This is a genomic window from Pseudomonas sp. GM60 (assembly GCF_000282415.1).
GTDB lineage: Bacteria > Pseudomonadota > Gammaproteobacteria > Pseudomonadales > Pseudomonadaceae > Aquipseudomonas > Aquipseudomonas migulae.
The window spans coordinates 95463-119797 of sequence record NZ_AKJI01000047.1 but is presented as its reverse complement, the minus strand read 5'-3'; the positions used below and the strand labels follow the sequence as shown (position 1 = coordinate 119797).

Genomic DNA, 24335 nt, shown 5'->3' with positions numbered 1-24335 from the left:
CGGGCATGAGTGATAAAGCAATCTTGAGCTGCCGCAACCTGGGCAAATCCTACGAGGAAGGCCCGGAATCGGTAGAAGTGTTGGCCGGTCTGCAACTGGAGCTGCATCCGGGTGAGCGCGTGGCGATTGTCGGTACCTCGGGTTCGGGCAAAAGTACTTTGCTCAACCTGCTGGGCGGTCTCGATACGCCGACCAAGGGCAGCGTCTGGCTCGACGGCGAAGAGCTGTCGGCACTCAGCGAGAAGAATCGCGGCCTGTTGCGCAATCGGTCGCTGGGTTTCGTTTACCAGTTCCACCATTTGCTGCCGGAATTCACCGCGCTGGAAAACGTCTGCATGCCGCTGCTGATCGGCAAGACCGCGATCCCGGAAGCGCGTCAGCGTGCGACGGCGTTGCTGGAGCGGGTAGGGCTGGGCCATCGCCTGGAGCACAAACCGGCGGAATTGTCCGGTGGCGAACGTCAACGCGTGGCCATCGCCCGCGCGCTGGTGAACAAGCCAGGGCTGGTGATGCTCGACGAGCCGACCGGTAACCTCGACTCCCACACCGCCCAAGGCATTCAGGATTTGATGCTGGAACTCAGCACCTCGATGCGCACGGCGTTCCTGGTGGTGACTCACGACATGAACCTGGCTCGCCAGATGGATCGCGTCCTGCATTTGCAGGAAGGTTGCCTGACGCCTATCTGATTGGCCGAAACCCGATGTCTGAAAAGACGTCGGGTCTTTTTGTTTTTATACGGTGCCCCAGCGAATGTTCAGACCGTTATCGATCTTTATCGGCACGCGCTATACCCGCGCCAAGCGCCGCAATCGCTTTGTTTCGTTCATCTCGATGACCTCGATGATCGGCCTCGCCCTCGGTGTGCTGGCGATGATCGTGGTGTTGTCGGTCATGAACGGCTTCCAGCGCGAAATGAGCTCGCGCATCCTCGGCATGGTGCCTCACGCGACCATCGTCGGCGTGAACCCGATCGACGATTGGCAGCCGGTGGCCGACGCCGCGATGAAAAACCCGGAAGTGACCGCCGCCGTGCCGTTCACCGAGATGGAAGGCATGCTTTCCTATAAAGGCACGATGCAGCCGATTCAGGTCAGTGGTGTCGACCCGGCGCTGGAAGGCAAGGTCTCGATCGTTGCCCAGCACATCGTCCAGGGGCGTCTCGATGCCTTGAAGCCGGGTGAGTTCGGTGTGGTGATCGGTGAGATCACGGCGCGACGTTTCCGCTTGAATGTCGGCGACAAGATCACCCTGATCGTGCCGGAAGTCAGCACCGCACCGGGCGGAATCACCCCGCGCATGCAGCGTCTTAACGTGGTGGGCGTGTTCAAGGTCGGCGCAGAGCTGGACGGCTCGATGGCGCTGATCCACGTTGCAGATGCCGCGCAGATGCAGCATTGGGAACCGAATCAGGTGCAGAGTGTGCGTCTGGCGGTGAAGGATTTGTACGCTGCGCCGAAGGTCTCCAGCGATATCGCTGGCGGCTTGGGCACGGCGTACAAGGCTGACGACTGGACTCACACCCAGGGCAGCCTGTTCAGCGCGATGAAGATGGAAAAAACCATGATCGGCCTGCTGTTGCTGATGATCGTTGCGGTGGCAGCGTTCAACATTATCGCGACCTTGATCATGGTGGTGAACGACAAGGGCGCGGACATCGCGATCCTGCGTACCATCGGTGCCACGCCACGGCAGATCATGGCGATCTTCATGGTCCAGGGCACGGTGATTGGCGTGTTCGGCACCTTGATCGGTGGCGTGCTCGGCGTGATTGCCGCGCTGAACGTCAGTGAGCTGGTGGGCTGGGTGGAGCGGGTCAGTGGGCAGCACATCTTCAGTTCTGACGTGTATTTCGTCAGCAACCTGCCTTCGGAATTGCAGGGTGGGGATGTGCTGTTGATTTGCTCGGCCGGGTTTGTGTTGAGCTTCCTCGCCACGGTTTACCCGGCGTGGCGGGCGGCGAAGATCGAACCGGCTCACGCGTTGCGGTATTCGTAGGCCGTTACACCGCTTTCGCGGGCAAGCCTCGCTCCTACAGGTTTTATTGCGTCGATACAAAACCTGTAGGAGCGGGGCTTGCCCGCGAAGGGGCCGGACCTGCTAGCCTCAATCCCCTTTTGGCAACTCAATCACAAACCGCGTCCACCCATTCTCCGATTCGCAACGAATCTGCCCGCCATGGGCCCGAATGATCGACTGGGTAATCGCCAAACCCAATCCCGCATGTTCACTGCTGCCTTCCTGACGCGCCGGATCTGCGCGGTAGAAGCGATCAAACAGACGCGGCAGTAATGCCCCGTCAATGCCTTCGCCACTGTTCTCAACGGTCAGGCGCAAACCTTCTGGCCGCTCGATAATCCGCACCCGGACCTCACCTTCGGCCGGCGTGAATCGCAGCGCGTTATCCAGCAAATTCGAAAGTGCCCGACGCAACATGCTCCGGTCGCCCTCCAGGTGCGCGTTGCCTTCACGGCTCAACGTCACCTGGGCGTCTTCGGCCAATGGCGCAAAAAACTCCAGCAACACATCCGCTTCTTCCGCTAATTCCAGGGGTTCACGTTTGGGCATCAGCAACCCGTGATCAGCCTTGGCCAGGTACAACATGTCGTTGACCAGTTGCGCCATCCATTGCAGTTCTTCGAGGTTGCTGTGCAGTGCTTCGCGGTAATCCTCAAGGGGGCGTGGGCGGGTGAGGGTGACCTGGGTGTGGGTCAGCAAATTTGACAGGGGGGTGCGCAGTTCATGGGCGATGTCGGCAGAAAACGCCGAGAGCCGCTGAAAAGAGTCGTCAAGGCGTCCGAGCATGGCGTTGAAGTTGTGGGCCATTTCCGCAAGTTCGGGCGGCATGTTTTCTTCGGGTAGTCGGGCGTTCAGCGACTGCGCGGAAACGCCACTGGCGATTGCACTCATGCGCCGTAACGGATGCAACCCGCTGCGTGCCGCCCAGGCACCGAGTAGCGCAGTCGCCAGGGCCGACAAACCGACGGTCAGCCAGATCAAGTGCTGCATGCGCTGCAGAAAGTGCTGGTGGTGGGTGATGTCCAGTAGCAGGGTCAATTGCGGTGAGTCAGGCTTGTCGACAAACAACGGCGCATTGAGGACGCGGTAGTCGGTGCCGTTGTCGTTCATGGTCGACAAACCCGGCGTCTGCGGAAGTTTATCGGGCAGGCTCGCGGCGCTGTCGTACCAGCGCTTGCCATCGCTGCCGGAAATGCGCAGGGACAAATCAGCCTGACGGTTCAATTCATCCGCCAGTCTGACTTCGCTTTCACTGGACTGAAGATCGTGAAGCGCTCGGCGCAAACCAATGAGCTTGCCGTCCAGCAATTGCTGGTCCAGTTCAACGAAGTGCGCCTCGCTGGCTCGACTGAACAAAACGCCCGCGAACAACGAAACCACGGCGGTGCAAGCTGCAAACAGCAGCGCCAGACGGCTGCTCAATGAAAGTCGGCGCATCAGGCCGGGCGCTCTTCGAGGACGTAACCCATGCCGCGCACGGTATGGATCAACTTGTTCGGGAACTCGTCGTCGATTTTCAGGCGCAAACGGCGGATGGCGACTTCGATGACATTGGTGTCGCTGTCGAAATTCATGTCCCAGACCTGGGAAGCGATCAGCGATTTGGGCAGCACTTCGCCCTGACGGCGCAGGAGCATTTCCAGCAGGGCGAACTCCTTGGCGGTCAGGTCGATGCGTTGGCCACTGCGTTCGACGCGACGGCGGATCAGGTCCAGGCGCAAATCGGCCAGTTGCAGGCTGGTTTCCTGCGGCGTGGTGCTGCCGCGACGCAACAGGCTGCGAACCCGGGCCAGCAGTTCGGAGAAGGCGAACGGCTTGACCAGATAATCGTCGGCGCCCAGTTCGAGGCCGTGAACCCTGTCTTCCACTGCGTCTCGCGCGGTCAGAAACAGGACCGGCGTGTCGAGGCCTGCGCTGCGCACTGCCTGGAGGATTTGCCAGCCGTCGCGACCGGGTAACATCACATCGAGGATCAACAGCGCGTAGTCACCGCTCAATGCCAATTGCTGGCCAGTGTCGCCGTCGGCCACCAGTTCGGTGTTGAACCCGGCTTCGGTCAGGCCCTGACGCAGGTAATGGCCGGTTTTCGGTTGGTCTTCGACGATCAGCAGTTTCATGGGCGACTCGAGGCAAATGGAACGAACGCTTTATACCGTGGGCAGCGGTTGTGCAGGTCAACCTGACAAAGTTGTAATCTGGCTGTCAGGTTACGGGCAGTGGCCGCAGTTTAGTGTTTTCCACAGGCTGAACTTTATCTTGTTGGAGTATGACTATGTTTTTGCGCAAACCCCTGGTGCTGGCTGCGTGCCTGTTGGTGCTGAGTTCGCCGGTGTGGGCATCGCCGGCGCACACCTACGACTTCGGGCAGCCGGCCCCGGCTACCAAGGCGACCCGCAGCGTTGAAGTGGTGATGGGCGACATGTCGTTCACCCCAAAGACCATCGATATCAAGGCCGGTGAGACAGTTCGCTTTGTGCTGGTGAATAAAGGCCAGTTGCTGCACGAATTCAACCTCGGTGACGCGGCGATGCATGCAAAACATCAGCAGGAAATGATGAAGATGCAGCAGAGCGGCATGCTTACGCCTACAGGGATGAAGGAAATGGACCACGGCGCGATGGCGGGAATGGATCATGGTATGAAGCACAATGACCCCAATAGCGTGCTGGTCGAGCCGGGCAAAACCGCCGAACTGACCTGGACCTTCACCAAGGCCACCAACCTGGAATTTGCCTGCAATATTCCAGGTCACTATCAGGCTGGCATGGTCGGTAAACTGACAGTCAGTCAGTAAGCACTCTAAGGCGCGAGCAAAGGCTGGTAGAATCCGCTGATTCTTCAGTCAGGTTTCCGTCATGCATCCCGCAGCCGAACACTCGCCGCTGGGTAAATCCAGCGAATACATCGCCACTTACACGCCGTCCTTGCTGTTTCCGATCCCGCGCACCGCGAAATGGGCCGAGTTGGGGCTGACGGCTGAAACCCTGCCGTATAAAGGCGTGGATTTCTGGAACTGCTTCGAGCTGTCGTGGCTGTTGCCGTCTGGTAAACCCGTGGTGGCGATCGGCGAATTCTGCATCCCGGCGGATTCGCCGAACATCATCGAATCCAAGTCGTTCAAGCTGTATTTGAACTCGTTGAATCAGACACCGTTTGCCGATATCGCAAGCCTTGAAGCGACGCTGGTGAACGACCTGTCCGCTGCGGCAGGCAAGCCGGTCGGCGTGCGGGTTCGCCGCCTGAAAGACGTTGAAGCCGAAGGCGTCGTGGCGCTGCCGGGTGTGTGCATCGATGACCTGGACATCAGCGTCAGCAACTATGAGCATCCGCGTCCGGAGCTGCTGCGTTGTGATGATTCGCGCATCGTCGAGGAGAGCGTGCACAGTCATTTGCTCAAATCCAACTGCCCGGTGACCAGTCAGCCGGACTGGGGCAGCGTGGTGGTGGAATACCGTGGCGCGGCGCTGGATCACGCGAGTCTGCTGGAGTACATCGTGAGCTTCCGTCAGCACTCGGACTTCCATGAGCAATGCGTGGAGCGGATTTTCCTCGACCTGCAACGCTTGCTGAAACCGGAGAAATTGACGGTGTACGCGCGCTATGTGCGTCGCGGCGGGTTGGACATCAACCCGTATCGCAGCACTGAAGACGTGCAACTGCCGAACCATCGCCTGGTCCGCCAGTAAAGATTACTTGTGGGAGCGAGCCTGCTCGCGATGGAGGGTCAGATACATCGATGTCGACTGATCCTCCATCGCGAGCAGGCTCGCTCCTACAGGGGGTTGCATTGCAAATCCGGACTATGAAAAAGCCCCGCTATCACTAGCGGGGCTTTTTTGTATCTGGCGGGTTCAGATCCCCATGCTGACCAGAGATTGCACAATGTTGCGCAAGGTGCCGGCAATGGCGGGATGTTCAAGTTCAAAGCGTTCGACGGCCAGGTTTACGCCATCGGCGAGGCTGGAGTCCTGGGTTTTGGTTTCGAGCTCAAGCTCAAGTTCGATCTGTTGCATCAGCGCATGCAGGTCGGCGCGCTCTGCTTCGGTCAGCGGAGGATTCTGTTCCAATTGCTCGCGCAGGGCATTGAGCTGTTGTTGCAGTTCGCGGGCAGGCATGGCGTTCTTCCTTTTATCGATAGGCACTGGCATAGACCGTGGCAGCGCGCCAAAGGTCTATGGCTGACCTTTAGATTAATCCACTCGCGCGCAACCTGCATGATCTCGATCAGGGCTTTTCACCCTTGAGCCGACGCAGGCTGATGTCGGCCAGGCAGGTGTCGAGTTCGCCGAGGTGATCGATCACCGAATGCACGCCCAGGCTGAACAATTGCACGGTGGCCTTGCCGCGCAGGTGCTCGCGTTCCTTTTGGCTCAAGGCTTGCCATTCGCTGGGCGCCAGCCCGCAGAGCGAGCCGCAGGAGGCCAGGCCGATTGTCCACAACCCGGCATTCAGGCCCGATTGCAGCAATCGCGGTTCGCCGCTGACCAATACGCAACCATCCAGTTGCCCGACATTCAACGCCATCAAGGCTTGCCAGCATGCGTTCGGTGCTGGCCACGGATTGATTGTTGCGGGGTGTTGCGACGGCTTGACCCAGTCGGGCAGGGCGGCGGCCAGCGAGAGGCTCAATGCGGGAGGAAGTTCGTCGAGCCAGGCACAGGGAATCTGTTGGCGCTGCAAACTGTGCAGGCTGTCCAGAGCGCCAGGTGTGACTTCGGCATGCTCGGCGCAATGGTCGCCGTGCTGGCGCGTGCGGGCGCCGAAGTCCACCAGGCAACCGCTGAGGCCAAACAGGACGGCGGTCAGGCTGGGGGCGGCGAGGGGCAAGGTTTCGGCGTGCGGCATGTCAACATCCCTGAAATAGCGTCAAGGCTATGCGCCGCCGGTGACAGTTGAGTGACATGGATGTGAATCGCTCACAGTCATGGCGAATCATCCGTAGGCCATCACGCACGATGCTGCCTAAAGCGGCTTTTCCGTCTTATACTAGCCAGCTTAATGCCCGGGCCAAGATGCCCGTGCCAGTACAAACCAAGGAGTTTTTCTATGCGCTGGAGCAATCATCTAGCTCAGTTTTGTGTATGCGCCAGTGTGTTGCTGGCCCCGTTCGCTGCCCAGGCAGCCACGGAAGAGGACCCTTGGGAAAGCATCAACCGTCCGATCTACAAGTTCAACGACGTGCTCGACACCTATGCGCTGAAGCCTCTGGCGCAGGGCTACCAGTTCGTGACCCCGCAATTTCTCGAAGACGGCATCCACAACATGTTCCGCAACGTCGGTGATGTCACCAACCTTGCCAACAACATCTTGCAGGCCAAACCGGCCGCTGCCGGCGTCGACACCGCACGCCTGATATTCAACACCACCTTCGGCCTGCTGGGTTTCTTCGATGTGGGCACCAAGATGGGCCTGAACCGCAGCGACGAAGATTTCGGTCAGACGTTGGGCTACTGGGGTGTAGGAAGCGGCCCGTACGTGATGCTGCCGTTGCTGGGCCCAAGCACTCTGCGTGATGCCCCCGCCAAATTTGTCGACGGCTACACCGGCCCATACCCGTACATCCACGACGTACCTGTGCGTAACTCGATCTTCGCCCTGAACATCGTCGACACCCGCGCCAGCCTGCTGTCGGCCGAGAAGCTGATCAGCGGCGACAAGTACACCTTCATCCGCAATGCGTACTTGCAGAACCGCGAGTTCAAAGTCAAAGACGGTCAGGTCGAAGACGATTTTTGATTTAGACCGGTAAAAACGAAGAAGGCGGCCTGATGGCCGCCTTTTTTGGTTTTGGATCCGGGTTATTTCATTTTCAAGATTGTAAGGCCGAGTTTCTGACTGGCGCCGTCCTCTTCTTTAACCCGGACCACTTCGGTGTCGGCTTCGAGCCCTTTGAGTGCCGCATGGTCGGAGTCGATCCGCACGCTGAGCCGGTCGCCGACCTTGAACCGACGCGGTGCCTCAACCTGCATGCCACTGCTGGAAAGGTCGATGCAGACGGCTGCAACTTCGTCCCCTTCATGAATCAGCGCGACATCGGCATCGACTCGCATGCGGATGAAATCACGCTTTTCGCTGTAGTCCCGTTCGGTTTGGCTCATGGGCTTCATCCTTCCATTGGGTTACGGTTTTATCAGTTCTTATAACTCTCGGTGATTTGACAAGTAAAGACGTCAAGCGACCATCGGTGTGAGCTTGAAACGCCCCGCGGATGGGAGTACCGTCTGCGCCTTAGAAGGGCACCTCTGGTGTGCCTGTCAGTAGGGTCGATGCCCGAAAGCGGTGCAACAGAGAGGCTAGAAAGCGAATCCAGTAGTGTGTGCGGGGTCAATTGCCCAGCCTGCTACGCCAACCTAATTCTGGCGCCGTTTGCCCACATGCCAAAAACCAGTGCCACGCTGCTGATAATCGATGATGACGAAGTAGTGCGCGCGAGCCTCGCCGCCTATTTGGAAGACAGTGGTTTCAGCGTCTTGCAGGCCAGCAATGGCCAGCAGGGTCTTCAGGTATTCGAGCAAGACAAGCCCGGCTTGGTCATCTGCGATCTGCGCATGCCGCAGATGGGCGGACTCGAACTCATTCGCCAGGTCACCGAGCGGTCACCGCAAACCCCAGTGATTGTGGTTTCGGGTGCCGGCGTGATGAACGACGCGGTCGAGGCCTTGCGCCTGGGCGCGGCGGATTACCTGATCAAGCCTCTCGAAGATCTGGCCGTGCTCGAGCACTCTGTGCGCCGGGCCCTGGATCGCGCGCGTCTGCTGCTGGAAAACCAGCGCTACCGTGAGAAGCTGGAAAAGGCCAACCGCGAGCTCGAAGCCAGCCTGAACCTGCTCCAAGAAGACCAGAATGCCGGTCGCCAGGTGCAGATGAACATGCTGCCGGTCAGCCCCTGGACCATCGACGAGTTCCAGTTTGCACACCAGATCATCCCGTCTTTGTATCTGTCGGGTGATTTCGTCGACTACTTTCGGGTCGACGAGCGTCGGGTAGCGTTCTACCTGGCGGACGTTTCCGGTCACGGCGCTTCTTCAGCCTTCGTCACGGTGCTGCTGAAGTTCATGACCACGCGCTTGCTGTTCGAATCCAAGCGCAACGGCACATTGCCGGAATTCAAGCCTTCAGAGGTCCTTGGTCATATCAACCGGGGCCTGATCAGTTGTAAGCTGGGTAAACACGTCACAATGGTCGGTGGAGTCATCGACGAGGAGACAGGTTTGTTGACCTATAGCATCGGTGGTCATTTGCCGTTGCCTGTGTTGTACACGCCAGACAGTGTTCGATATCTGGAAGGGCGTGGTCTGCCGGTGGGCCTCTTCAATGAAGCCACCTACGAAGATCACGTGCTGGAGCTGCCGCCGACGTTCAGCCTGACGCTGATGTCCGATGGCATTCTGGACCTTTTGCCAGAACCTACACTCAAAGAAAAAGAAGCGGCTTTGCCCCAGCGGGTCAAGGCAGCGGGCGGCACCCTGGATGGGCTGCGGCAGGTTTTTGGATTGGCCACGCTAGGGGAGATGCCGGATGATATCGCCCTGTTGGTGTTGAGCAGGAATCTTTAATGAGTACCGGTAGAATCCAGTTCGCCGAGCAGGACGGCACCTTCGTCCTGAAGTTCGTCGGTGAAGTTCGCCTGACCCTGTGTTCGGCGTTGGATGCGACTATTGAGCGGATCTTCACGGCGTTGAACTTCAACGCGATCGTGATCGACCTGACCGAGACCCGCAGCATCGACAGCACCACCCTTGGCCTGTTGGCTAAACTGTCGATCCTGTCGCGGCAGAAAGTCGGCCTGCTGCCGACCGTCGTCACCACCCACGAAGACATCACCCGTCTGTTGCAGTCCATGGGCTTCGAGCAGGTGTTCAACATCGTTGACCGCCCGATCCCGTGCCCTGAGTGCCTGACCGACTTGCCTGACCAGGACCAGTCGGAAGAAGTGGTGCGGATCAAAGTGCTGGAAGCGCACAAGATCCTCATGGGGCTGAATGATTCGAATCGTGAAGCGTTTCATGATCTGGTGAATGCGTTGGAGCGTCATTGATCCTTTGAAAGGGTAGGGGCAGGACTTGGCCCCATCGCCGGCAAGCCGGCTCCTACAGTTGAATGATCACGTGTAGGAGCCAGCTTGCTGGCGATGGCGGCCTGAAATCCCCCAAATTCCCAAGCACAAAACCCGCACCAAACAAACGCACACAAAAAAGGGCGAACCCATCAAGGTTCGCCCTTTTTGCATTGCGCTGAACTAGATCACAGCTTGGCCTGCAACAGCGCCTCAAGCTTCTCCTGGTCCCGGGCAAACTGACGAATCCCTTCTGCCAGTTTCTCGGTCGCCATCGCATCTTCGTTGGACAACCAACGGAACTGCGCTTCATTCAGGCTCAAGCGCGCTTCACCGGTATGACCCGGCGCCAATTTACGCTCCAGCTTGCCAGTGTCCGCCGCCAGTTTATCGATCAAGTCCGGGCTGATGGTCAGGCGGTCGCAACCGGCCAGTTGCTCGATCTGATTCAGGTTGCGGAAGCTCGCGCCCATGACCACGGTCTTGTAGTCATTGGCCTTGTAGTAGTTGTAGATACGCGTCACCGACTGCACGCCCGGATCATCCGCGCCGGTGTAGTCGTTGCCGTTGGCCTTCTTGTACCAGTCGTAGATGCGGCCCACGAACGGCGAAATCAGGAACACACCCGCATCGGCACACGCCGCCGCCTGGGCGAACGAGAACAGCAATGTCAGGTTGGTCTGGATGCCTTCTTTTTCCAGGATTTCGGCGGCGCGGATACCTTCCCAGGTGGAAGCGATCTTGATCAGCACGCGGTCGCGGCCGATGCCGGCCTTTTCATACAGCTCGATCAGACGGTGCGCACGCTTCAATACGGCGTCAGTGTCGAACGACAGGCGCGCGTCCACTTCAGTGGAAATACGGCCCGGAATCACTTTCAGGATCTCTTGCCCTACCGCGACGCCAAAACGGTCGCTGGCCAGGCCCACATCGCCCTTGCAGTCGCTGACACAAGCGTTCAACAACTCGGCATAGCCGGGAATGGCCGCGGCTTTGAGCAGCAGGGAAGGGTTGGTGGTAGCGTCCACCGGTTTAACGCGAGCGATCGCTTCGAAGTCGCCGGTGTCGGCAACCACGGTGGTCATCTGTTTGAGTTGTTCCAGCTTGGAAGTCATGGGCGTGCTCTGTCCTATGGGTCTAATGACATTACCCGAGCGCTGACAGCCACTCAAGGGCACATGTACGTATCGAAGGCCCCGGCGGTAACATCTGGAAAACGGATGTTTGAAAGGCGGGGCGCGGTGTCCGTAAATACGATGCCAAATCCGGGCGCAGGTTCAACGCGGGTGACCGTTAACGCCCTTCAAGCAACTCCGCCGCCTGATCCAGCAACGCCAGAGGCTCCTTGGCCTTATGAATATCCACCGACAATAACTGCCGAAACTTGCGCGCCCCCGGAAACCCGGTGCCCAGCCCCAGCACATGACGGGTGATGTGGTGCATCGAACCGCCTGCATCAATATGCGCCGCGATATAAGGCCGCAACTGCGCCAGCGCTTGCGCCCGAGTGATCACCGGCGCCGTGCTGCCGAACAGTTGCTGATCCACCTCAGCCATCACATAAGGATTGTGATACGCCTCACGACCGAGCATCACGCCGTCAAAGGTCTGCAAATGCTCGTGACAGGCCTCCAGCGTCTTGATCCCGCCGTTGAGAATAATCTCCAGCTCCGGAAAATCCGCCTTCAACCGCGCCGCCACGTCATAACGCAGGGGCGGAATGTCGCGGTTCTCCTTCGGCGACAACCCCTCCAGAATCGCAATCCGCGCATGCACCGTAAAACTCGTGCACCCGGCGTCGCGAACCGTGCCGACGAAATCACACAGCTCTTCGTAACTGTCCCGTCCGTTGATCCCGATCCGGTGCTTCACCGTCACCGGAATCGACACCGCATCACGCATCGCCTTCACACAATCAGCCACCAACTGCGGATGCCCCATCAGCACCGCGCCGATCATATTGTTCTGCACCCGATCACTCGGGCAGCCGACATTCAGGTTCACCTCGTCATAACCGTGCTCCTGCGCCATGCGGGCGCAAGCAGCCAGGTCCAGCGGAACACTGCCGCCGAGTTGCAGGGCGAGGGGGTGTTCGGCTTCGTTGTGACGCAGGAAACGATCGTGATCACCGTTGAGCAGCGCGCCGGTGGTGACCATTTCGGTGTAGAGGAGGGCGTGCCTGGAGAGCAGGCGCAGGAAGAACCTGCAATGCCTGTCAGTCCAATCCATCATAGGCGCAACGGAAAACCGCCGAGATAGCGCAGGGCTTGAGTTTACTGGGCTGGAGTGGGTGTTTGGTACCATTTGGCTCAACGTATTTATAGCGTGTTTTTAGGCGTTTTCAGGCGTTTTTTCGATGGCGCTGGTACAATGTACCAATCACTTTCGGAATTGTACCAGTCGACTATGGCAACGATCAGAGCACGAAAACGCACCGATGGCTCAGTCAGTTACACGGCACAGATACGCCTGTTTCGCGATGGAGCGCAAGTCTACCAAGAGAGCCAGACCTTCGCCCGGAAACAGGCGGCACAAGCGTGGGTGCGGCGACGTGAGGCAGAGCTAGATCAGCCTGGTGCGATTGAGCGAGCGAACCGCAAGGGCGTCACCGTACAGGACATGATCAAGCAGTACCTGGATGAAATGGAGAAAGTCCGGCCGCTGGGTAAAACCAAGGAAGCCACTCTAAATGCTATCGCGGCGACGGAGTTTGGCCAGACCATTGATTCCGCCATCAACAGTCAGCGATTGGTGGATTTTGCACTCTGGCGTATGAGCAAAGAGGGCGGCGGTGTCCAGCCGCAGACGGCCGGCAACGATCTGGCGCACCTTGGGGCCGTCCTCTCGATTGCACGGCCAGCTTGGGGGTATGAGGTCGATATCCACGCGATGGCAGACGCTCGAAAGGTGTTGAGAAAGCTGGGTTACAACATGAAAAGCCGCGAGCGGGATCGGCGACCGACCAAGGACGAGTTGGATAAGGTGCTGGAGCACTTTGTGGGTATTCAGCAGCGTCGCCCCAGTTCGATCAACATGCTCAAAGTCACCGGCTTCGCGTTGTTCTCCACGCGTAGGCAAGACGAGATCGGCCGAATGCTTTGGGAGGACGTCGATGAAGAGCGTCAGCGGGTGATGGTGCGGGACATGAAGAACCCAGGCCAGAAGATTGGCAACGATGTTTGGTGTCACCTCCCGGATGAAGCCTGGCGCATTCTGAAAAGCATGCCAAAGGAGCGTGCCGAGATTTTCCCCTACAACTCGTCATCGATCGCCACTGCATGGGCAAAGGCGTGCAAGTTTCTAATGATTGAAGATCTGCACTTCCACGATCTGCGGCACGACGGCGTGAGCCGGTTATTTGAAATGGACTGGGATATCCCTCGAGTGGCCAGTGTTTCCGGGCATCGGGATTGGAATTCATTGCGTAGATACACCCATCTGCGCGGGCGAGGTGACCACTATGCCGAATGGCCGTGGTTAGAGAAGATCATTCAGGCGCCCGTGAAGCTGGGCGCCTGGGGCAAGCAGTAAGTTAGCTGGCTCGGCGGAGTCCGTTGAGCTGGTTACATTCTTTTACCGCAGCCTCCCGTTGTATGTCTAAGTAGGCCGCCAAGTCCGTAATGTGGATTCCCTTAGCACTTTTCTGGCTTGGCTCAAGTCTAGTTATGGGAATCCGGATCTGGCCGGCCATTACTTTGCGCTGAAGCATGTCAGTAGTGAGGTGGGTAAAATAGTCTTTGCAAACTTGGCTTAGTGGAATGATTGTTTGCCCATCATATTGGGCCATAAGCAAAAACAAAGTTTTCATGCTGCCTCACCAATTAGGTCTTGATAGCTTCTCGAATGCTGTTGCTGCCACAAGTGGAACTTGTCCATTGCCAAGGGCTTTAATTCGGTCCACCCGATAGGCCACCCCATGAGCCACTCGACCCATTCCGGGTTCAACTGGCCACCGTCTGAAGCCATTACCGCGTGGTCCAATCGATCGTTCGATCGGTCGGCACCGGACTTGCGGGTCAGAGCGGCCTGCGACGACCCTTTCGCCATACTCGCTACCGGCGTCGGCCAAGTCCGTGCGACTGCAGTCCTCAGGTTTAACCCTCCTTTTCGTCCTTGATTCCCAGTGCCGCCTGCTCCGTCCGATCTCGTTGGAGTAGGCCACAAGCCAGGTTCTGTCCCGCTTGTGGGGCGCTCCAACGTCGGATGCTGAAACAATGCACCACTGCGCGTCATACCCCATTTCGGCAAGCTCACCGAGGACCAAGGCAAGTCCTCTTCGGCGATCGCCAAAGCGGCTGCTGCGATCTATGTGCGGGCCAAGGCGGTGATCGTCGCGATCGGCGTGCCCAAGCTGGAAGATCCCGCGCTGCAAACCTCCGCCATCATCGGTGGCGTTTTGGCTTCGGGCCAGCGTACTGGATTGCAGGCGCTGCTGGACGGCAAGAGCAAGCACAACGCCCAAGGGGCAGATTTTCCCGGGCTTCAAGGGCGGGCTGAAGCAGCTCGACACGTTGCGCTCGATCGGCGGCCAGCTTCAGCCGCTGACGCTGACCACGGGCTATGGCGACGTGCTGGGCACCTGGTGCCTGGAGAGCGTCGACGAGGATCAAAGCGCGCTGATGCAAGGCGGGATTCCGCGTAAACAAGAGTTCACCTTGGAGTTCACGCGTTATGGCGACGACATGCAGAACGTCTGACGGGGACTTGCTCGACACCATTTGCCATAACTTCTATGGCCACCTCAACGGCAGCGTCGAGGCGGTGCTTGATGCCAATCAGGGGCTGGCCGAGGAAGAGCAGCCGTTTCGTAGCGGCTTGCTCATTGTGTTGCCGGATCTGCCGACCCCGGTCATCGAGGCGGTCACGCTGTGGGATTGACCCTTTCCGGAGTCGCTGTCGGCGATTGATCGCGTTACGCGTAACGCACCTTTCCCCAAGCCCGCCCCGTGCGGGTTTTCTTTTGGAAAAAAATATGACCCCCATGTTTCGCATCGTGGCCGATGGCGTCGATATCACCGGCCTGATCAATGATCGGTTGATCCAGCTCAGAACCACCGACAAGCCCGGCATGGACTCGGACGAGTTCGAGTTGCGCATTGATGACCGTGACGGGCGGGTTGCGCTGCCTCGGCGCGGAGGCGGGGTCGAAATCTATCTGGGCTATCTCGAAACCAGTTTGGCGAGGCAGGGCCCTTATGTGGTCGACGAAGTCGAGGTCTCGGGTCCACCGGACACGATCGTGATCAAGGGCAAGGCCAGCGACATGCGTGGTAGTGGCAAGACCATTCGCAGTGGAAGCTGGGAAGAGGTGCCGCTGTCGAAAATCGTCAGCGATATCGCCGCGCGCAACGGCTGGGAGCCGGGCTGTCCGGTGGCCACCAAGGTCGCCCGGGCGGACCAGCTCAGCGAATCCGATTTCAATTTCATCACGCGCCTGGCTAAGCAATACGACTGCACGGCCAAGGTCGCGGACGGCAAGCTGTTGGTGATGCCGCGTCAGGGCGGGCAAAGCGCAAGCGGCAAGGAATTTGGCGCGATCACCATCACCCGCAAGGACGTCAGCCGCTGGCAGTTTCGCCTTGGCGATCGCAACACGCACGGCAAGGTGGCCACCAAGCACCAAGACAAGAAGGGCGGCAAGCTGGCGGTGGTCTCCCTGGACAACGACGACGCGCCGGCGGGCCTGCCGTCGGTGCACACCGATCGGCACATTCACCCAAACAAGACCGCTGCTGAGTCCGCGGCCAAGGCGCGCTTGGCGGCGTTCAACCGCTCCGGGGCCGGGGTGCGTTTCGAAATGCCTGGCCGCACGGATCTGTTTGCCGAACGACCGATCAATGCTCAAGGCTTCAAGGTTGGGCTTGATGGCGAGTATCTGGCGGACTCGGTCGAGCAGGTTTACACCCAAGCCGGGTGGTCGACCACGGTCGAGTGCAACGGTGGCAACAAGGGTAAAGCCAAAGCCAAGGGCAAGAAAAAGAAGGAGGTGAAGCCGGTCAAGGTCGTCAATCTCGGCTAATGCTTTTGCGTCCCCATTAACCCGCCGCGAGCGGTTTTTTTATGTCTGGAGTTTGTATGTCCATCACAGAGCAACAGCTGCAACACATCATGCTCAACGCCCGCCGCCAAGCGGGCGTTTTTGTTTCTGCACTCAACGCCGCTATGGCCCACCGGCAAATCAATACGCCTAAACGCCAGGCGGCATTCCTGGCCCAGGTCGGCCACGAGTCCGGACAACTGCAATACGTTCGGGAACTGGGTGGCGATCAGTACCTGAGCAAGTATGACACCGGCACCCTGGCCACTCGGCTGGGCAATACCCCGGAGGCCGATGGTGATGGCCAGCGCTATCGCGGTCGCGGCCTGATCCAGATCACCGGCCGTAACAACTATCGTCTATGCAGCCTGGCCCTGTTCGATGACGAGCGCTTGTTGCGCACCCCTGAGCTGCTCGAGCTGCCGCAATGGGCCGCCGAATCCGCCGCCTGGTTCTGGGCGCAAAACGGCCTCAACGAACTGGCCGACCGTGACCAGTTCAATAGCATCACCCGCCGGATCAACGGGGGACTGAATGGTCTGGCGGAGCGGTTGCAGCTGTGGGAGCGGGCGAGGGCAGTGCTATGCGTCTCGTCGATCTGATCCCGGCCCCGTATCGGCTGCTTGCGATGGGTGTGTTGTTGGTTGTGCTGCTCGGTGGTTCCGCCGCGATCACCTGGCAGGTTCAAGACTGGCGCTACGGTCAGCAGCTGGAACAACAAGCCCGCCTTCAGGCGGAAACCCTCAATGAACTGACATTGGCCGCAGCCGCCCGGCAACGTGCCGAACAAGACAAACGCCTGGCGCTCGAGCAGCGACTGTCAGCCAGCGAACAAACCCATTACCGAGCCCTGAGCGATGCCCAACGTGATCAAGGTCGCCTGCGCGACCGTCTTGCCACTGCTGATCTGCGCCTGTCAGTCCTACTCGACGCCACCGAGTCAGCCAGCGGCAGCGCAGTGTCAGCCACCACCGCCACCGGCGGCGTGGTTCATGGCCCCACAAGAGCCCAACTTGACCCAGCGCATGCTCAACGAATTATCGGCATCACCGACGCCGGCGATCAAGGATTGATCGCCTTGGCGGCCTGCCAGGCCTATGCCAAAGAAGTCTCAACGCCAAAGTGAAAAAGAGCGACCGGAGTGGATGCGTCAACATCCATCCCGGCCGCCGTCCCTGCAAGTCCAGCCAAGGCTCTTACTCCGTGCACGAAGCGCGGCGAGCCTAGCCAGTCGACCTTGGTCGGAGCAGTCACGAACAAAGATCTCTCTCGACGAGGTAGGCGTATTTGTAGGGGGAACGTGGTCTATTGATTTTTTGAAAGCCTAACTCAGAGGAGAGTTTGATCTGGCTTACAACGGCCGCACCGGCGGCTGATATTGCTGAAGTTGTTTGGCTTAGACCAAGTTCCGTGCTAAGAAGTTTGTACGTGCTTGCTGCTGTGGCTACTGCATTTTTAAGATCAAAATTTAAAGTTGCTTTAGTGCTGGAGAGTTTTACGGGGAATTGCCATTCGCGGGTTGTTTTGATAAGGTTGGCACAGCTTTTATCAATTTCTATTAAGGTTTTTTTTAGTTCACTTTCCATGAAGTCGGCAGAGCTTATTCCTCCAAATAGCTTCTCAAAGTGATCTCTAAATGCTAGTAGTTCGTCCCTTCTTCTAGCTTTGAATTCGAGGATTTCCGCGAGCGGTACTTCTTTTCCCGGGATCGGTACAGCGTTCAAAAGCTGTATTACAGTGCCTGTTTGGACATAGTCGTCACCCACCCGCGTAATAGCGTTTGCACCTTCATGGATTGACCATGCTCCTTCGTCTTCCTGCTCATACATCATCAGTGTCAGCTCTCGCGCTTCGAGCAAAAAGCCGCCGATGTCGGTGACAGCGCCGTTAAAATTTATTTTCGGAAGGGACAATACTCCGCAGGTTTGAAGATATTCAATGTCTGCTGGTATTGGTGTCCCGATAATATTATTTTGTGTCCATGCAAGCCGATCCCAGTATGTAAGTGCAAAGCGTAGGTCTTGGGTGTCAAAAGTGCCTGCGGTTATTGAATCTCCGTCGAGCGTGAATGGGTGAGAAAGTATCAGCCCTTTTACTGTGGAAATCTTGTTTTTATATTTTGACTCCGCCTGTTTTCCGTAGTGTGGGTCGTTCGCTTTTCTGTACTTTGCCTCGCCCATGGTGAGTCCTTGTATATGAGGTTGATAATTTTTTCTGGATTAAATTGTCTTGATGATTTTCGACGCTTGCTCACGAGTTGATTGCAAATAATAAATCAGCGGACCCGTTGCAATTGCGCCAGCCCAGCATCCAGCGCTGTAGCAGCATCGACGATTCGTCGCACGGCAGGTGCTTTGAGTAATCCTTGAACATAGGGAAGCCACCCTTGTGTTTGGGCACCTCTAGGGCGAGCTGACTGTGGTAAATCCTTTCCAGCACATCTGGTAGTGAGTTATCACCTGGCATGGGGTCGACTCCTTTTCGAGAACCCCAAGCATAGCAGCGGCGGTGATGAATAGGTTTAGGGCAAAATTAGGGCAAGCCCGGGGCCGCCATGGGCCGGAGGACGCCATGAGCAAAAGACGAAAACACTGTAATTACTGGCCTTAAGCGGACTACAAGGATGCGAGAAGGGGTTCGAATCCCTATCTATATCAGGTCGTGACGGCGACCGTTCTTCTAACTGCGGACCCTGCACGATGGCAGGGACCGGCCGCATGCTCTGCAGTATGCAGAAAAGGGGCTCGGTACTGGCTATATTGCTGATCACATGTTGCGAATGTCTTCGTTTGCTTTGAGCACGAACTCAAAACCGATTCCCACTTCCTTTAGCGTCTGTGCAACGCGGTCAACGAAGAACTCGGCTTGCTCTGGCAGTTCGTACAGGCCGTTAATGCGGATTATGGGCAGCTTGCCTCTGGATGGCGGGTAGCTTTCCAATATCTCGCCGCTTTCTATGAAGGCAATGTAGGTATTGATTTTCTCTTGCAGCAACAGCAGGTGCTCACCCTGTTGGGCTTTGTCGCCCCATTTGAGGTGGTCGGTAATAACCAGAATTACGTTTTTGGGCTCCCACTCTGGTACGGCAATAATATCGACGACTTTCGTTTCTACGATGGACATGTCTGCTCCCTCAGAGGGGTGGATCAGGTCGAAGGATTTCGACTCTGGTGGGCGGTATCTTGGTGCCACCGGGGAAACCGGGTTTCCCTTTACCTACGATGGTTGCACCAGTTTTCTCAATTTCAGGGAAGGCTGCTTTCTGATTCTTGGTCAGTGGTGCGGTTTCAGATGACTTGCATTCAACGCATGAAATCTCGCCGTCAGTGTCCCGGCCCATCATATCAATCCGGGTCTTAACACCGCTGTCGGTTTTAACCGTAACCTCGCGGGCGGCTTCGGGCTTGGTTTTGCTGTACTCGCCATAAGAATCGTCTTCAAAGGCCTTGCCCTGTTTCTTGTTGTTCTCCAACTGTGTGCTAAGCACAATGTAGATTGGCTCAATACCCGAGTCAGGGAACCAGATAATTGCATCTTGGAACTCAGGGGGATGCGCGGGATTCGCCAGCACCGTGTCAGATTGTGCTGTCGGCGGATACACCCACACGGGGGGCAATTGTGGGGCGCCTTCCAGGGCAGGAATACCCAGCACACCGTCAGGACTTTCCGCTGGGGTCCAAGTGAGCCCAATCCCGTTGCCGATGTCAGCGACATATGTCTCGCCGACTTTCTCGCCCTTGATGACGGGGACATTTTCCCATTCCGCTTTACCGCCCGTGTAGAAGCCGTAAGCGTTGACGGAGCCGTCCGGCAATGTCTTCACGTTGACCCGCACACGGGTGCGGCCAGTTTCAAGTGTTGCGTACTGGTCGTTCGTGTAGAAAGCGCTGTCGGGTGAAATGCTGGTGTTCGGTATCAGCATTCCAACGATGCCCGTTACAAAGCCTGCAGCAACAACGCCTGATCCTTCCAGTAGACCCAGTGACAGTGATCCGCCGAGACGTTGAGCAATTGCACTGCCAGTAGCAGACCCGCCCACCAGTTGCAGTGGAGTGCCTTCGGCGGTAATCGCTGCCCCGGTGCCAAGCACAGCCCACAGTCCGTAGTCGGCCAGTTTCTCAACAGGCACAAATCCGGCTGGGTTCTTGTGATTGATTACGCCATCAGGGAGGTTACAGCTCTTGGCGAACACACAGCCCATTGTGTCAGGCTTGTCTTCTGGCTTCGGTGCAAAGTCTTTGTATTCCGCCCAGTGCTGAGCGTGAGTATCAACAGGTTCTACGCCGCTGTTGCGATAGCCTTTCGGCGGGTTTGGTACATAACCGCTCATGCAGCGTCCCTTGTTCGTCCTTGGAGGTTCCCGGCCTGAGGCTGGGGCAGAATGACGTTACCGGGAAGCACAAGCGCTGGCAGTAGGACAATTCCTGTTAGCAGTGCTGATTTTCCTGTTCCATGTCATTGCAGAGAGCGGATGGTAACCGCACTAGCATGAGGGTTTGAATGGTGGCATTTTGCGCACCTGCTGCCATCGTTACGAAAATTGGCTTCTGGCTGATTGCAATCATCATTGCGGGCCGGGCAGGGGTGAATGGCGAAGGGAGTGATCATGACCTGGGAGCCCTCGGCTTTGATAAGGCAGTTCTGATGTGGCTGGCCGATGTTCAGGATTGTTGCGGAGAGGGGGGCTCGTCGAAGCGCTGGTGTCTGTTTCTATTCGGTCGGCGTCTTAGAAAAACACAAACAGACACCTGAACAGACACCTAGTTGAAGCGGGTAAGGCTGGAGGCCTTGAAAATAGTGGAGCGGGTGAAGGGAATCGAACCCTCGTTATCAGCTTGGGAAGCGGAGGTCGATACGGGTCCCAACGACACCTGCGGCTATGAACAATTCACTCGGGTGATTCCAAAATGCTATCTTTTGGCTTGCGGTTGGTGATCCTTAACAGCAAGCAACAGGAGTTAGAGATGGATATCGCGGTTCTAAGCGTCCATGGCCACGGTAAGGCCGATGAGGAATACGTGCTACTGAAGGTAAGTGTTGATTGCGAGTTGTCCTACTACGCGCTCATCGACACGACGTACGACGGTGAGAAGATCACAGATAAAAATAGACACGTATTTTGGTTTCCAAAAAAGGAAGTAAAAGCCGGGGATGAGATTGTTCTGCGGACCAAGGTAGGGAAAAACTCTTGGTCTACCGCAACTTCAGGTCGTAGGCATACTCTTTATTGGAACCTGAAATCAGCCGTGTGGAACGACACCGGGGACGCGGCGACGTTGTTAAGGCTCCAGACTTGGAAAACCCTAAAAGTCAGGTGATGTCTCTTAATTGTCACCCCTTCGGGGGTGGCATTTACGTATTGAAGGCAACCTGGGCAACCTGGGCAGGTTGGCTGAGGCGGACATGGGATAGGGCCGGTCGGCCGACGCCGGGGACTATTGGTGACCCGCTAGCCTAAAGGTAAATTCCATCCCATACCAAGGCCAGTTGCAGCGGTTTTTGTGCCTGTCAGGTGACCTGATCAGACTAAATTGGTACAACCAGATAGCGCCTAAGTGATCCAAGGCTCATTCCGTCTACCCAACCCCAGGAAGTGCCCATGTCCCTGCCGCAAACCCTGACCTACCGGCAGCGCCTCGCCGAATTGCCCCTCGACGTGGCCGCGCTAACCTCCGATATCGCCGCCGCCTTGCGCCCGGAACAGCAGCGGCTACCTCTGGAGGATCTCGAGCGTGTGCTGTTCGAGCACGTGAATGCCGTCGCGCAGAAAATCCCCTCCTGCGCCACCCGCCTGGCTGTCTGGCTCAACCTCCTGGCCAATGCCAGGGTTCAGGCCATAGATCACCGCGAGGTAGAGGCTTTCGTTAATACGGCGGTCAAATTGGGCGGGCCGTCCAGCGTGGCGCCGGCATAAGCGGCTGATACGTTAACGTACCGTCTTGAAGCTTTTCCCCTGTTGCACCGACCCATAGGGAATGCCCATGCCTTGGGTTATCTAGCGTGATCATAAATAAGTGAAGGGCGGTGCTCGGGGGTGGGGCAAAAATGGGGCAAACCGTACGCCAATCCATGCCATTCAATGCCAATCATGCGTTTATGCATGCCGTGGTGATATGCGTTGAGCCCACATAAACACAGGGGTTTGGGCTTAACGAGCGAAATACTCCAGCACAATTGGCGTATGGATCAGCGCACTAGCTACAGGCATAGTAGGAGTCACCCTCTTTGAGCAGTTATGAAATCATGCACGAGCTGACATACACCTCCGTGTGCAGGAACAACGGCGTGATTATTTTTGACGCGCTTGCAAAGACAGAATTGCAAACTGGGCGGCGTCTGCATGAGGATCTATTAGATTTCAGCAATCAGATTGAACGACGTGGGTATTGCACCTATTACCCTGTTAAAAGCAAGCAGATGATGGTCGCTGCGTTGAAGACAGTACTAAACGAATGTCGGTCGGGAGTACTCTATCCAGTTCTTCACTTCGAATGTCACGGGGATCCAAGCAAAGGCATCTATATTCATGCGAGCGATGAGTACATTGGCTGGGACGAATTAGTACGCTACATAAACGAAATAAACGTGGCGACAAGAAACAACGTCGGCGTCGTTCTTGCCGCATGCTTCGGATTTGAAATCTCCAAGTTTGTTAATTTCGCATCACCCTGTCCTTTCAATTTTGTTATAGCGGCGCAGGATGAAATACTTGCAGGTCAACTTCAGGAAGTATTAATCGGGTTGTATAAGGCTACGATGAGTTCAGGGGATCTTGAAGCGGGGCTTCGTTCGCTCGACGATAGGCTGAATTTTTTTCACTGTGGTAAATGGTTCTATCAGAATTTGGCATCATATATGATAAATAACTTCAATGCGGTAGGCCGGAGCGACCTCGTTGAAGCGATTGTGAGCAGTCGAGTTGCTAAAGCCGGTTACCAAAGTCGTGAGCTGGTTAGATTTGAGCGAGCTCGAGCCAAAAAATATTTGAAAACTCCTCAGAACTTCTACAGGCAGGCGTCGAGGAGATTCTTCCACGATAAGGTGCCTATTTCGTACGAAGACTTCAATGCCTTCGTGGGAGCGAAAAAACGGAAATAGGTTGCGTTAATATTTCGGGCGTTCTAAGGGCTGTTACAGGTCGCTGCGGGCCACAGTCAGCCAAAAACGGTGGTCTACCTTGAACAACTCAGACGCCTCAGTCGACTCGCCCTGGAACAGTACAATTTGTTCGGCGCGTTCTTTGGGTGTGGTCGGCAAACTAAGGATAGTGCTCGGCAATGTCCGCTGTTACCTGTAAAAAAGTGGCGCAAGTTTGTATATTACTTCGTCGCGAACTATTTCTATGAGCTCGCTTAGTAGTCCGCTAACTACAAATCTAGAAGCTGGGCCATCCTCTTCAAATAACAAGTGCATGTCTAGTACTTCTATTTTTGCTCCTTGTGGAATACCATTTTCTGGAAGAGCGCCATATCCAAACTCTCTGCCATGCTGAATGTATACGCCAGCACTCAAGCTGGCTGGCTGTTGAAGGTTGTAGCTCTGACTCACGCCTCCACCTACACCCCCTACTATATTAGGAGACCTATGTTTATCTGCATTCCACAACGCGTGAAGTACAGATATACGGTGGGCGGGCAAGGTTCCATTATAAGGTTGGAGTCTTTCTATCAAGTCTTGCGCAGATTGTGGAAATTGTTTTATGGCGATTAGCTCGGGTGTCTCGATTTTTCTTTTGTATTCTTCTTCGGTTTTGAGAACTGGAAAATACAATCTGTCTGGTTTTGCTTTTTGATCAGTTGACAGATAGATTTTCCCAAGGCTCCATATGATGTTATCTAAAATGGAGCGCAGGTTATGTATGCAGTCGCCAGCGATGACTCCAAGGGCCTTTGGTGGATCTTGATGAACGTTGTAGGAAAATCTAATGCACTTTGCGCCATTGTCTTCATAGTTTTCTACGCGTATTCCAAAAGGACTGGTTGCGAGGAAAGCATCTGCTTCGTGTATGAACTCATTTAAATGTTTAATGGCTCGGTTAAGCTTGGCTGTTGAGTTTTCTAAGTAGTCCATGTGTATGCAGTTCGCTATATTGGTTTTAAGACGTCGTCATTCGTGGCCTATGGGCACCTCGCTTCAGTTAAGCTGAACGCATCTGAGCTTGAATGGTTAGGGCAGAATTAAGGGCAAATTCTAGGCCTCCATAGGCCGCAGCGCACCTTTTGA

The 24335-nt window shown here is 56.6% G+C and carries 30 protein-coding genes and 2 pseudogenes; 18 read left to right on the top strand and 14 right to left on the bottom strand.

Annotation, left to right across the window (positions count from 1 at the left end):
- Positions 1–5 precede the first annotated feature (5 nt).
- Both lolD and PMI32_RS16950 read left to right on the top strand, forming a co-directional pair.
- Positions 6–689 carry a lipoprotein-releasing ABC transporter ATP-binding protein LolD gene (gene lolD / locus PMI32_RS16945; RefSeq protein WP_167362922.1) on the top strand — a complete coding sequence of 228 codons (684 nt, stop codon included), beginning with the start codon at positions 6–8 and terminating at the stop codon, positions 687–689.
- Between the two features lie 64 nt (positions 690–753).
- On the top strand, positions 754–1998 hold the full coding sequence (locus PMI32_RS16950; protein ID WP_008028446.1) for a lipoprotein-releasing ABC transporter permease subunit: 1245 nt from the start codon (positions 754–756) through the stop codon (positions 1996–1998).
- A 108-nt stretch (positions 1999–2106) separates the two neighbouring features.
- Here the strand turns inward: PMI32_RS16950 and PMI32_RS16955 are convergent, their stop codons facing one another.
- Together PMI32_RS16955 and PMI32_RS16960 are read right to left on the bottom strand one after the other, a co-directional pair.
- Positions 2107–3456 carry a heavy metal sensor histidine kinase gene (locus PMI32_RS16955; protein WP_008028444.1) on the bottom strand — a complete coding sequence of 450 codons (1350 nt, stop codon included), beginning with the start codon at positions 3454–3456 and terminating at the stop codon, positions 2107–2109.
- A complete protein-coding gene (locus PMI32_RS16960; RefSeq protein WP_008028443.1) occupies positions 3456–4136 on the bottom strand; it encodes a heavy metal response regulator transcription factor in 681 nt (226 codons plus the stop codon). The genes PMI32_RS16955 and PMI32_RS16960 overlap by 1 nt, the downstream gene beginning before the upstream one ends.
- Before the next feature lie 155 nt (positions 4137–4291).
- Between PMI32_RS16960 and copI the strand changes: the two genes are divergently transcribed.
- A complete protein-coding gene (gene copI, locus PMI32_RS16965; RefSeq protein WP_008028441.1) occupies positions 4292–4813 on the top strand; it encodes a copper-resistant cuproprotein CopI in 522 nt (173 codons plus the stop codon).
- A gap of 61 nt (positions 4814–4874) precedes the next feature.
- Positions 4875–5705 (top strand): NADPH-dependent 7-cyano-7-deazaguanine reductase QueF, encoded by an 831-nt coding sequence (gene queF, locus PMI32_RS16970; protein WP_008028439.1) that lies wholly within the window; start codon positions 4875–4877, stop codon positions 5703–5705.
- A 165-nt stretch (positions 5706–5870) separates the two neighbouring features.
- Here queF and PMI32_RS16975 read toward each other — a convergent pair whose 3' ends face one another.
- Together PMI32_RS16975 and pcrP are read right to left on the bottom strand one after the other, a co-directional pair.
- Positions 5871–6134: a DUF4404 family protein gene (locus PMI32_RS16975; RefSeq protein WP_008028435.1), complete on the bottom strand. Its 264-nt coding sequence runs from the start codon at positions 6132–6134 to the stop codon at positions 5871–5873.
- 109 nt (positions 6135–6243) lie between these two features.
- Positions 6244–6864 (bottom strand): HAD superfamily inactivated hydrolase PcrP, encoded by a 621-nt coding sequence (pcrP, locus tag PMI32_RS16980; RefSeq protein WP_008028434.1) that lies wholly within the window; start codon positions 6862–6864, stop codon positions 6244–6246.
- A gap of 201 nt (positions 6865–7065) precedes the next feature.
- Between pcrP and PMI32_RS16985 the strand changes: the two genes are divergently transcribed.
- Positions 7066–7755, top strand: coding sequence for an MlaA family lipoprotein (locus PMI32_RS16985; protein ID WP_008028433.1), 690 nt, complete (start codon positions 7066–7068; stop codon positions 7753–7755).
- Positions 7756–7817: 62 nt separating this feature from the next.
- Here the strand turns inward: PMI32_RS16985 and PMI32_RS16990 are convergent, their stop codons facing one another.
- The gene (locus tag PMI32_RS16990) at positions 7818–8117 is read right to left on the bottom strand and encodes a PilZ domain-containing protein (protein ID WP_008028431.1); all 300 of its coding nucleotides are present in this window, start codon (positions 8115–8117) and stop codon (positions 7818–7820) included.
- A 276-nt stretch (positions 8118–8393) separates the two neighbouring features.
- Here PMI32_RS16990 and rssB point away from each other — a divergent pair, with 276 nt between their 5' ends.
- Positions 8394–9575 carry a two-component system response regulator RssB gene (gene rssB, locus PMI32_RS16995; protein ID WP_032828718.1) on the top strand — a complete coding sequence of 394 codons (1182 nt, stop codon included), beginning with the start codon at positions 8394–8396 and terminating at the stop codon, positions 9573–9575.
- The gene (gene rssC / locus PMI32_RS17000; RefSeq protein WP_007935262.1) at positions 9575–10057 is read left to right on the top strand and encodes an anti-sigma factor antagonist RssC; all 483 of its coding nucleotides are present in this window, start codon (positions 9575–9577) and stop codon (positions 10055–10057) included. The genes rssB and rssC overlap by 1 nt, the downstream gene beginning before the upstream one ends.
- Positions 10058–10263: 206 nt before the next feature.
- On the opposite strand, the gene tal is transcribed toward rssC, so the two are convergent.
- Together tal and dusA are read right to left on the bottom strand one after the other, a co-directional pair.
- Positions 10264–11190 carry a transaldolase gene (tal, locus tag PMI32_RS17005; protein ID WP_008028427.1) on the bottom strand — a complete coding sequence of 309 codons (927 nt, stop codon included), beginning with the start codon at positions 11188–11190 and terminating at the stop codon, positions 10264–10266.
- Positions 11191–11368: 178 nt separating this feature from the next.
- Positions 11369–12379, bottom strand: a complete 1011-nt coding sequence (dusA, locus tag PMI32_RS17010) for a tRNA dihydrouridine(20/20a) synthase DusA (RefSeq protein ID WP_081501765.1) — start codon at positions 12377–12379, stop codon at positions 11369–11371.
- Between the two features lie 102 nt (positions 12380–12481).
- Between dusA and PMI32_RS17015 the strand changes: the two genes are divergently transcribed.
- Positions 12482–13606 (top strand): site-specific integrase, encoded by a 1125-nt coding sequence (locus PMI32_RS17015; RefSeq protein ID WP_032828728.1) that lies wholly within the window; start codon positions 12482–12484, stop codon positions 13604–13606.
- 1 nt (position 13607) lies between these two features.
- On the opposite strand, the gene PMI32_RS17020 is transcribed toward PMI32_RS17015, so the two are convergent.
- Together PMI32_RS17020 and PMI32_RS30280 are read right to left on the bottom strand one after the other, a co-directional pair.
- A complete protein-coding gene (locus tag PMI32_RS17020; protein WP_008028421.1) occupies positions 13608–13883 on the bottom strand; it encodes a pyocin activator PrtN family protein in 276 nt (91 codons plus the stop codon).
- A gap of 6 nt (positions 13884–13889) precedes the next feature.
- Complete coding sequence (locus PMI32_RS30280) at positions 13890–14315, bottom strand: DNA cytosine methyltransferase (protein WP_157214361.1); 426 nt, start codon at positions 14313–14315, stop codon at positions 13890–13892.
- Positions 14316–14345: 30 nt separating this feature from the next.
- Between PMI32_RS30280 and PMI32_RS30620 the strand changes: the two are divergent.
- The 6 genes and pseudogenes from PMI32_RS30620 to PMI32_RS17040 all read left to right on the top strand — a co-directional run.
- Positions 14346–14537, top strand: a pseudogene (locus tag PMI32_RS30620) (phage tail sheath family protein); the annotation flags it as partial.
- Positions 14530–14772 (top strand): annotated as a pseudogene (locus PMI32_RS0128795) (phage tail protein); the annotation flags it as partial. The pseudogenes PMI32_RS30620 and PMI32_RS0128795, both read left to right, overlap by 8 nt.
- Positions 14747–14953 carry a tail protein X gene (locus PMI32_RS17025; RefSeq protein WP_008028415.1) on the top strand — a complete coding sequence of 69 codons (207 nt, stop codon included), beginning with the start codon at positions 14747–14749 and terminating at the stop codon, positions 14951–14953. The pseudogene PMI32_RS0128795 and the gene PMI32_RS17025, both read left to right, overlap by 26 nt.
- Positions 14954–15047: 94 nt before the next feature.
- The gene (locus PMI32_RS17030) at positions 15048–16094 is read left to right on the top strand and encodes a phage late control D family protein (protein ID WP_008028412.1); all 1047 of its coding nucleotides are present in this window, start codon (positions 15048–15050) and stop codon (positions 16092–16094) included.
- 56 nt (positions 16095–16150) lie between these two features.
- On the top strand, positions 16151–16714 hold the full coding sequence (locus PMI32_RS17035) for a glycoside hydrolase family 19 protein (protein ID WP_008028409.1): 564 nt from the start codon (positions 16151–16153) through the stop codon (positions 16712–16714).
- A complete protein-coding gene (locus PMI32_RS17040; RefSeq protein ID WP_008028408.1) occupies positions 16696–17238 on the top strand; it encodes a lysozyme in 543 nt (180 codons plus the stop codon). The genes PMI32_RS17035 and PMI32_RS17040 overlap by 19 nt, the downstream gene beginning before the upstream one ends.
- Positions 17239–17362: 124 nt before the next feature.
- Here PMI32_RS17040 and PMI32_RS17045 read toward each other — a convergent pair whose 3' ends face one another.
- From PMI32_RS17045 to PMI32_RS17060, 4 genes are all read right to left on the bottom strand, one after another.
- Positions 17363–18292, bottom strand: coding sequence for a DUF6236 family protein (locus tag PMI32_RS17045; RefSeq protein ID WP_008028406.1), 930 nt, complete (start codon positions 18290–18292; stop codon positions 17363–17365).
- Between the two features lie 70 nt (positions 18293–18362).
- The gene (locus PMI32_RS17050; protein ID WP_008028403.1) at positions 18363–18578 is read right to left on the bottom strand and encodes a hypothetical protein; all 216 of its coding nucleotides are present in this window, start codon (positions 18576–18578) and stop codon (positions 18363–18365) included.
- Between the two features lie 300 nt (positions 18579–18878).
- A complete protein-coding gene (locus PMI32_RS17055; RefSeq protein WP_008028400.1) occupies positions 18879–19235 on the bottom strand; it encodes a DUF6572 domain-containing protein in 357 nt (118 codons plus the stop codon).
- 10 nt (positions 19236–19245) lie between these two features.
- Positions 19246–20442, bottom strand: coding sequence for an S-type pyocin domain-containing protein (locus tag PMI32_RS17060; protein ID WP_008028398.1), 1197 nt, complete (start codon positions 20440–20442; stop codon positions 19246–19248).
- A gap of 170 nt (positions 20443–20612) precedes the next feature.
- Here PMI32_RS17060 and PMI32_RS17065 point away from each other — a divergent pair, with 170 nt between their 5' ends.
- From PMI32_RS17065 to PMI32_RS17080, 4 genes are all read left to right on the top strand, one after another.
- Positions 20613–20864, top strand: a complete 252-nt coding sequence (locus tag PMI32_RS17065) for a hypothetical protein (RefSeq protein ID WP_008028396.1) — start codon at positions 20613–20615, stop codon at positions 20862–20864.
- 212 nt (positions 20865–21076) lie between these two features.
- The gene (locus PMI32_RS17070) at positions 21077–21430 is read left to right on the top strand and encodes a lamin tail domain-containing protein (RefSeq protein WP_008028394.1); all 354 of its coding nucleotides are present in this window, start codon (positions 21077–21079) and stop codon (positions 21428–21430) included.
- 281 nt (positions 21431–21711) lie between these two features.
- The gene (locus PMI32_RS17075) at positions 21712–22026 is read left to right on the top strand and encodes a hypothetical protein (RefSeq protein WP_008028393.1); all 315 of its coding nucleotides are present in this window, start codon (positions 21712–21714) and stop codon (positions 22024–22026) included.
- Between the two features lie 311 nt (positions 22027–22337).
- Positions 22338–23210, top strand: coding sequence for a hypothetical protein (locus PMI32_RS17080; RefSeq protein WP_157214360.1), 873 nt, complete (start codon positions 22338–22340; stop codon positions 23208–23210).
- Positions 23211–23399: 189 nt separating this feature from the next.
- Here PMI32_RS17080 and PMI32_RS30275 read toward each other — a convergent pair whose 3' ends face one another.
- Positions 23400–24182: a hypothetical protein gene (locus PMI32_RS30275; RefSeq protein WP_157214359.1), complete on the bottom strand. Its 783-nt coding sequence runs from the start codon at positions 24180–24182 to the stop codon at positions 23400–23402.
- Positions 24183–24335 lie beyond the last annotated feature (153 nt).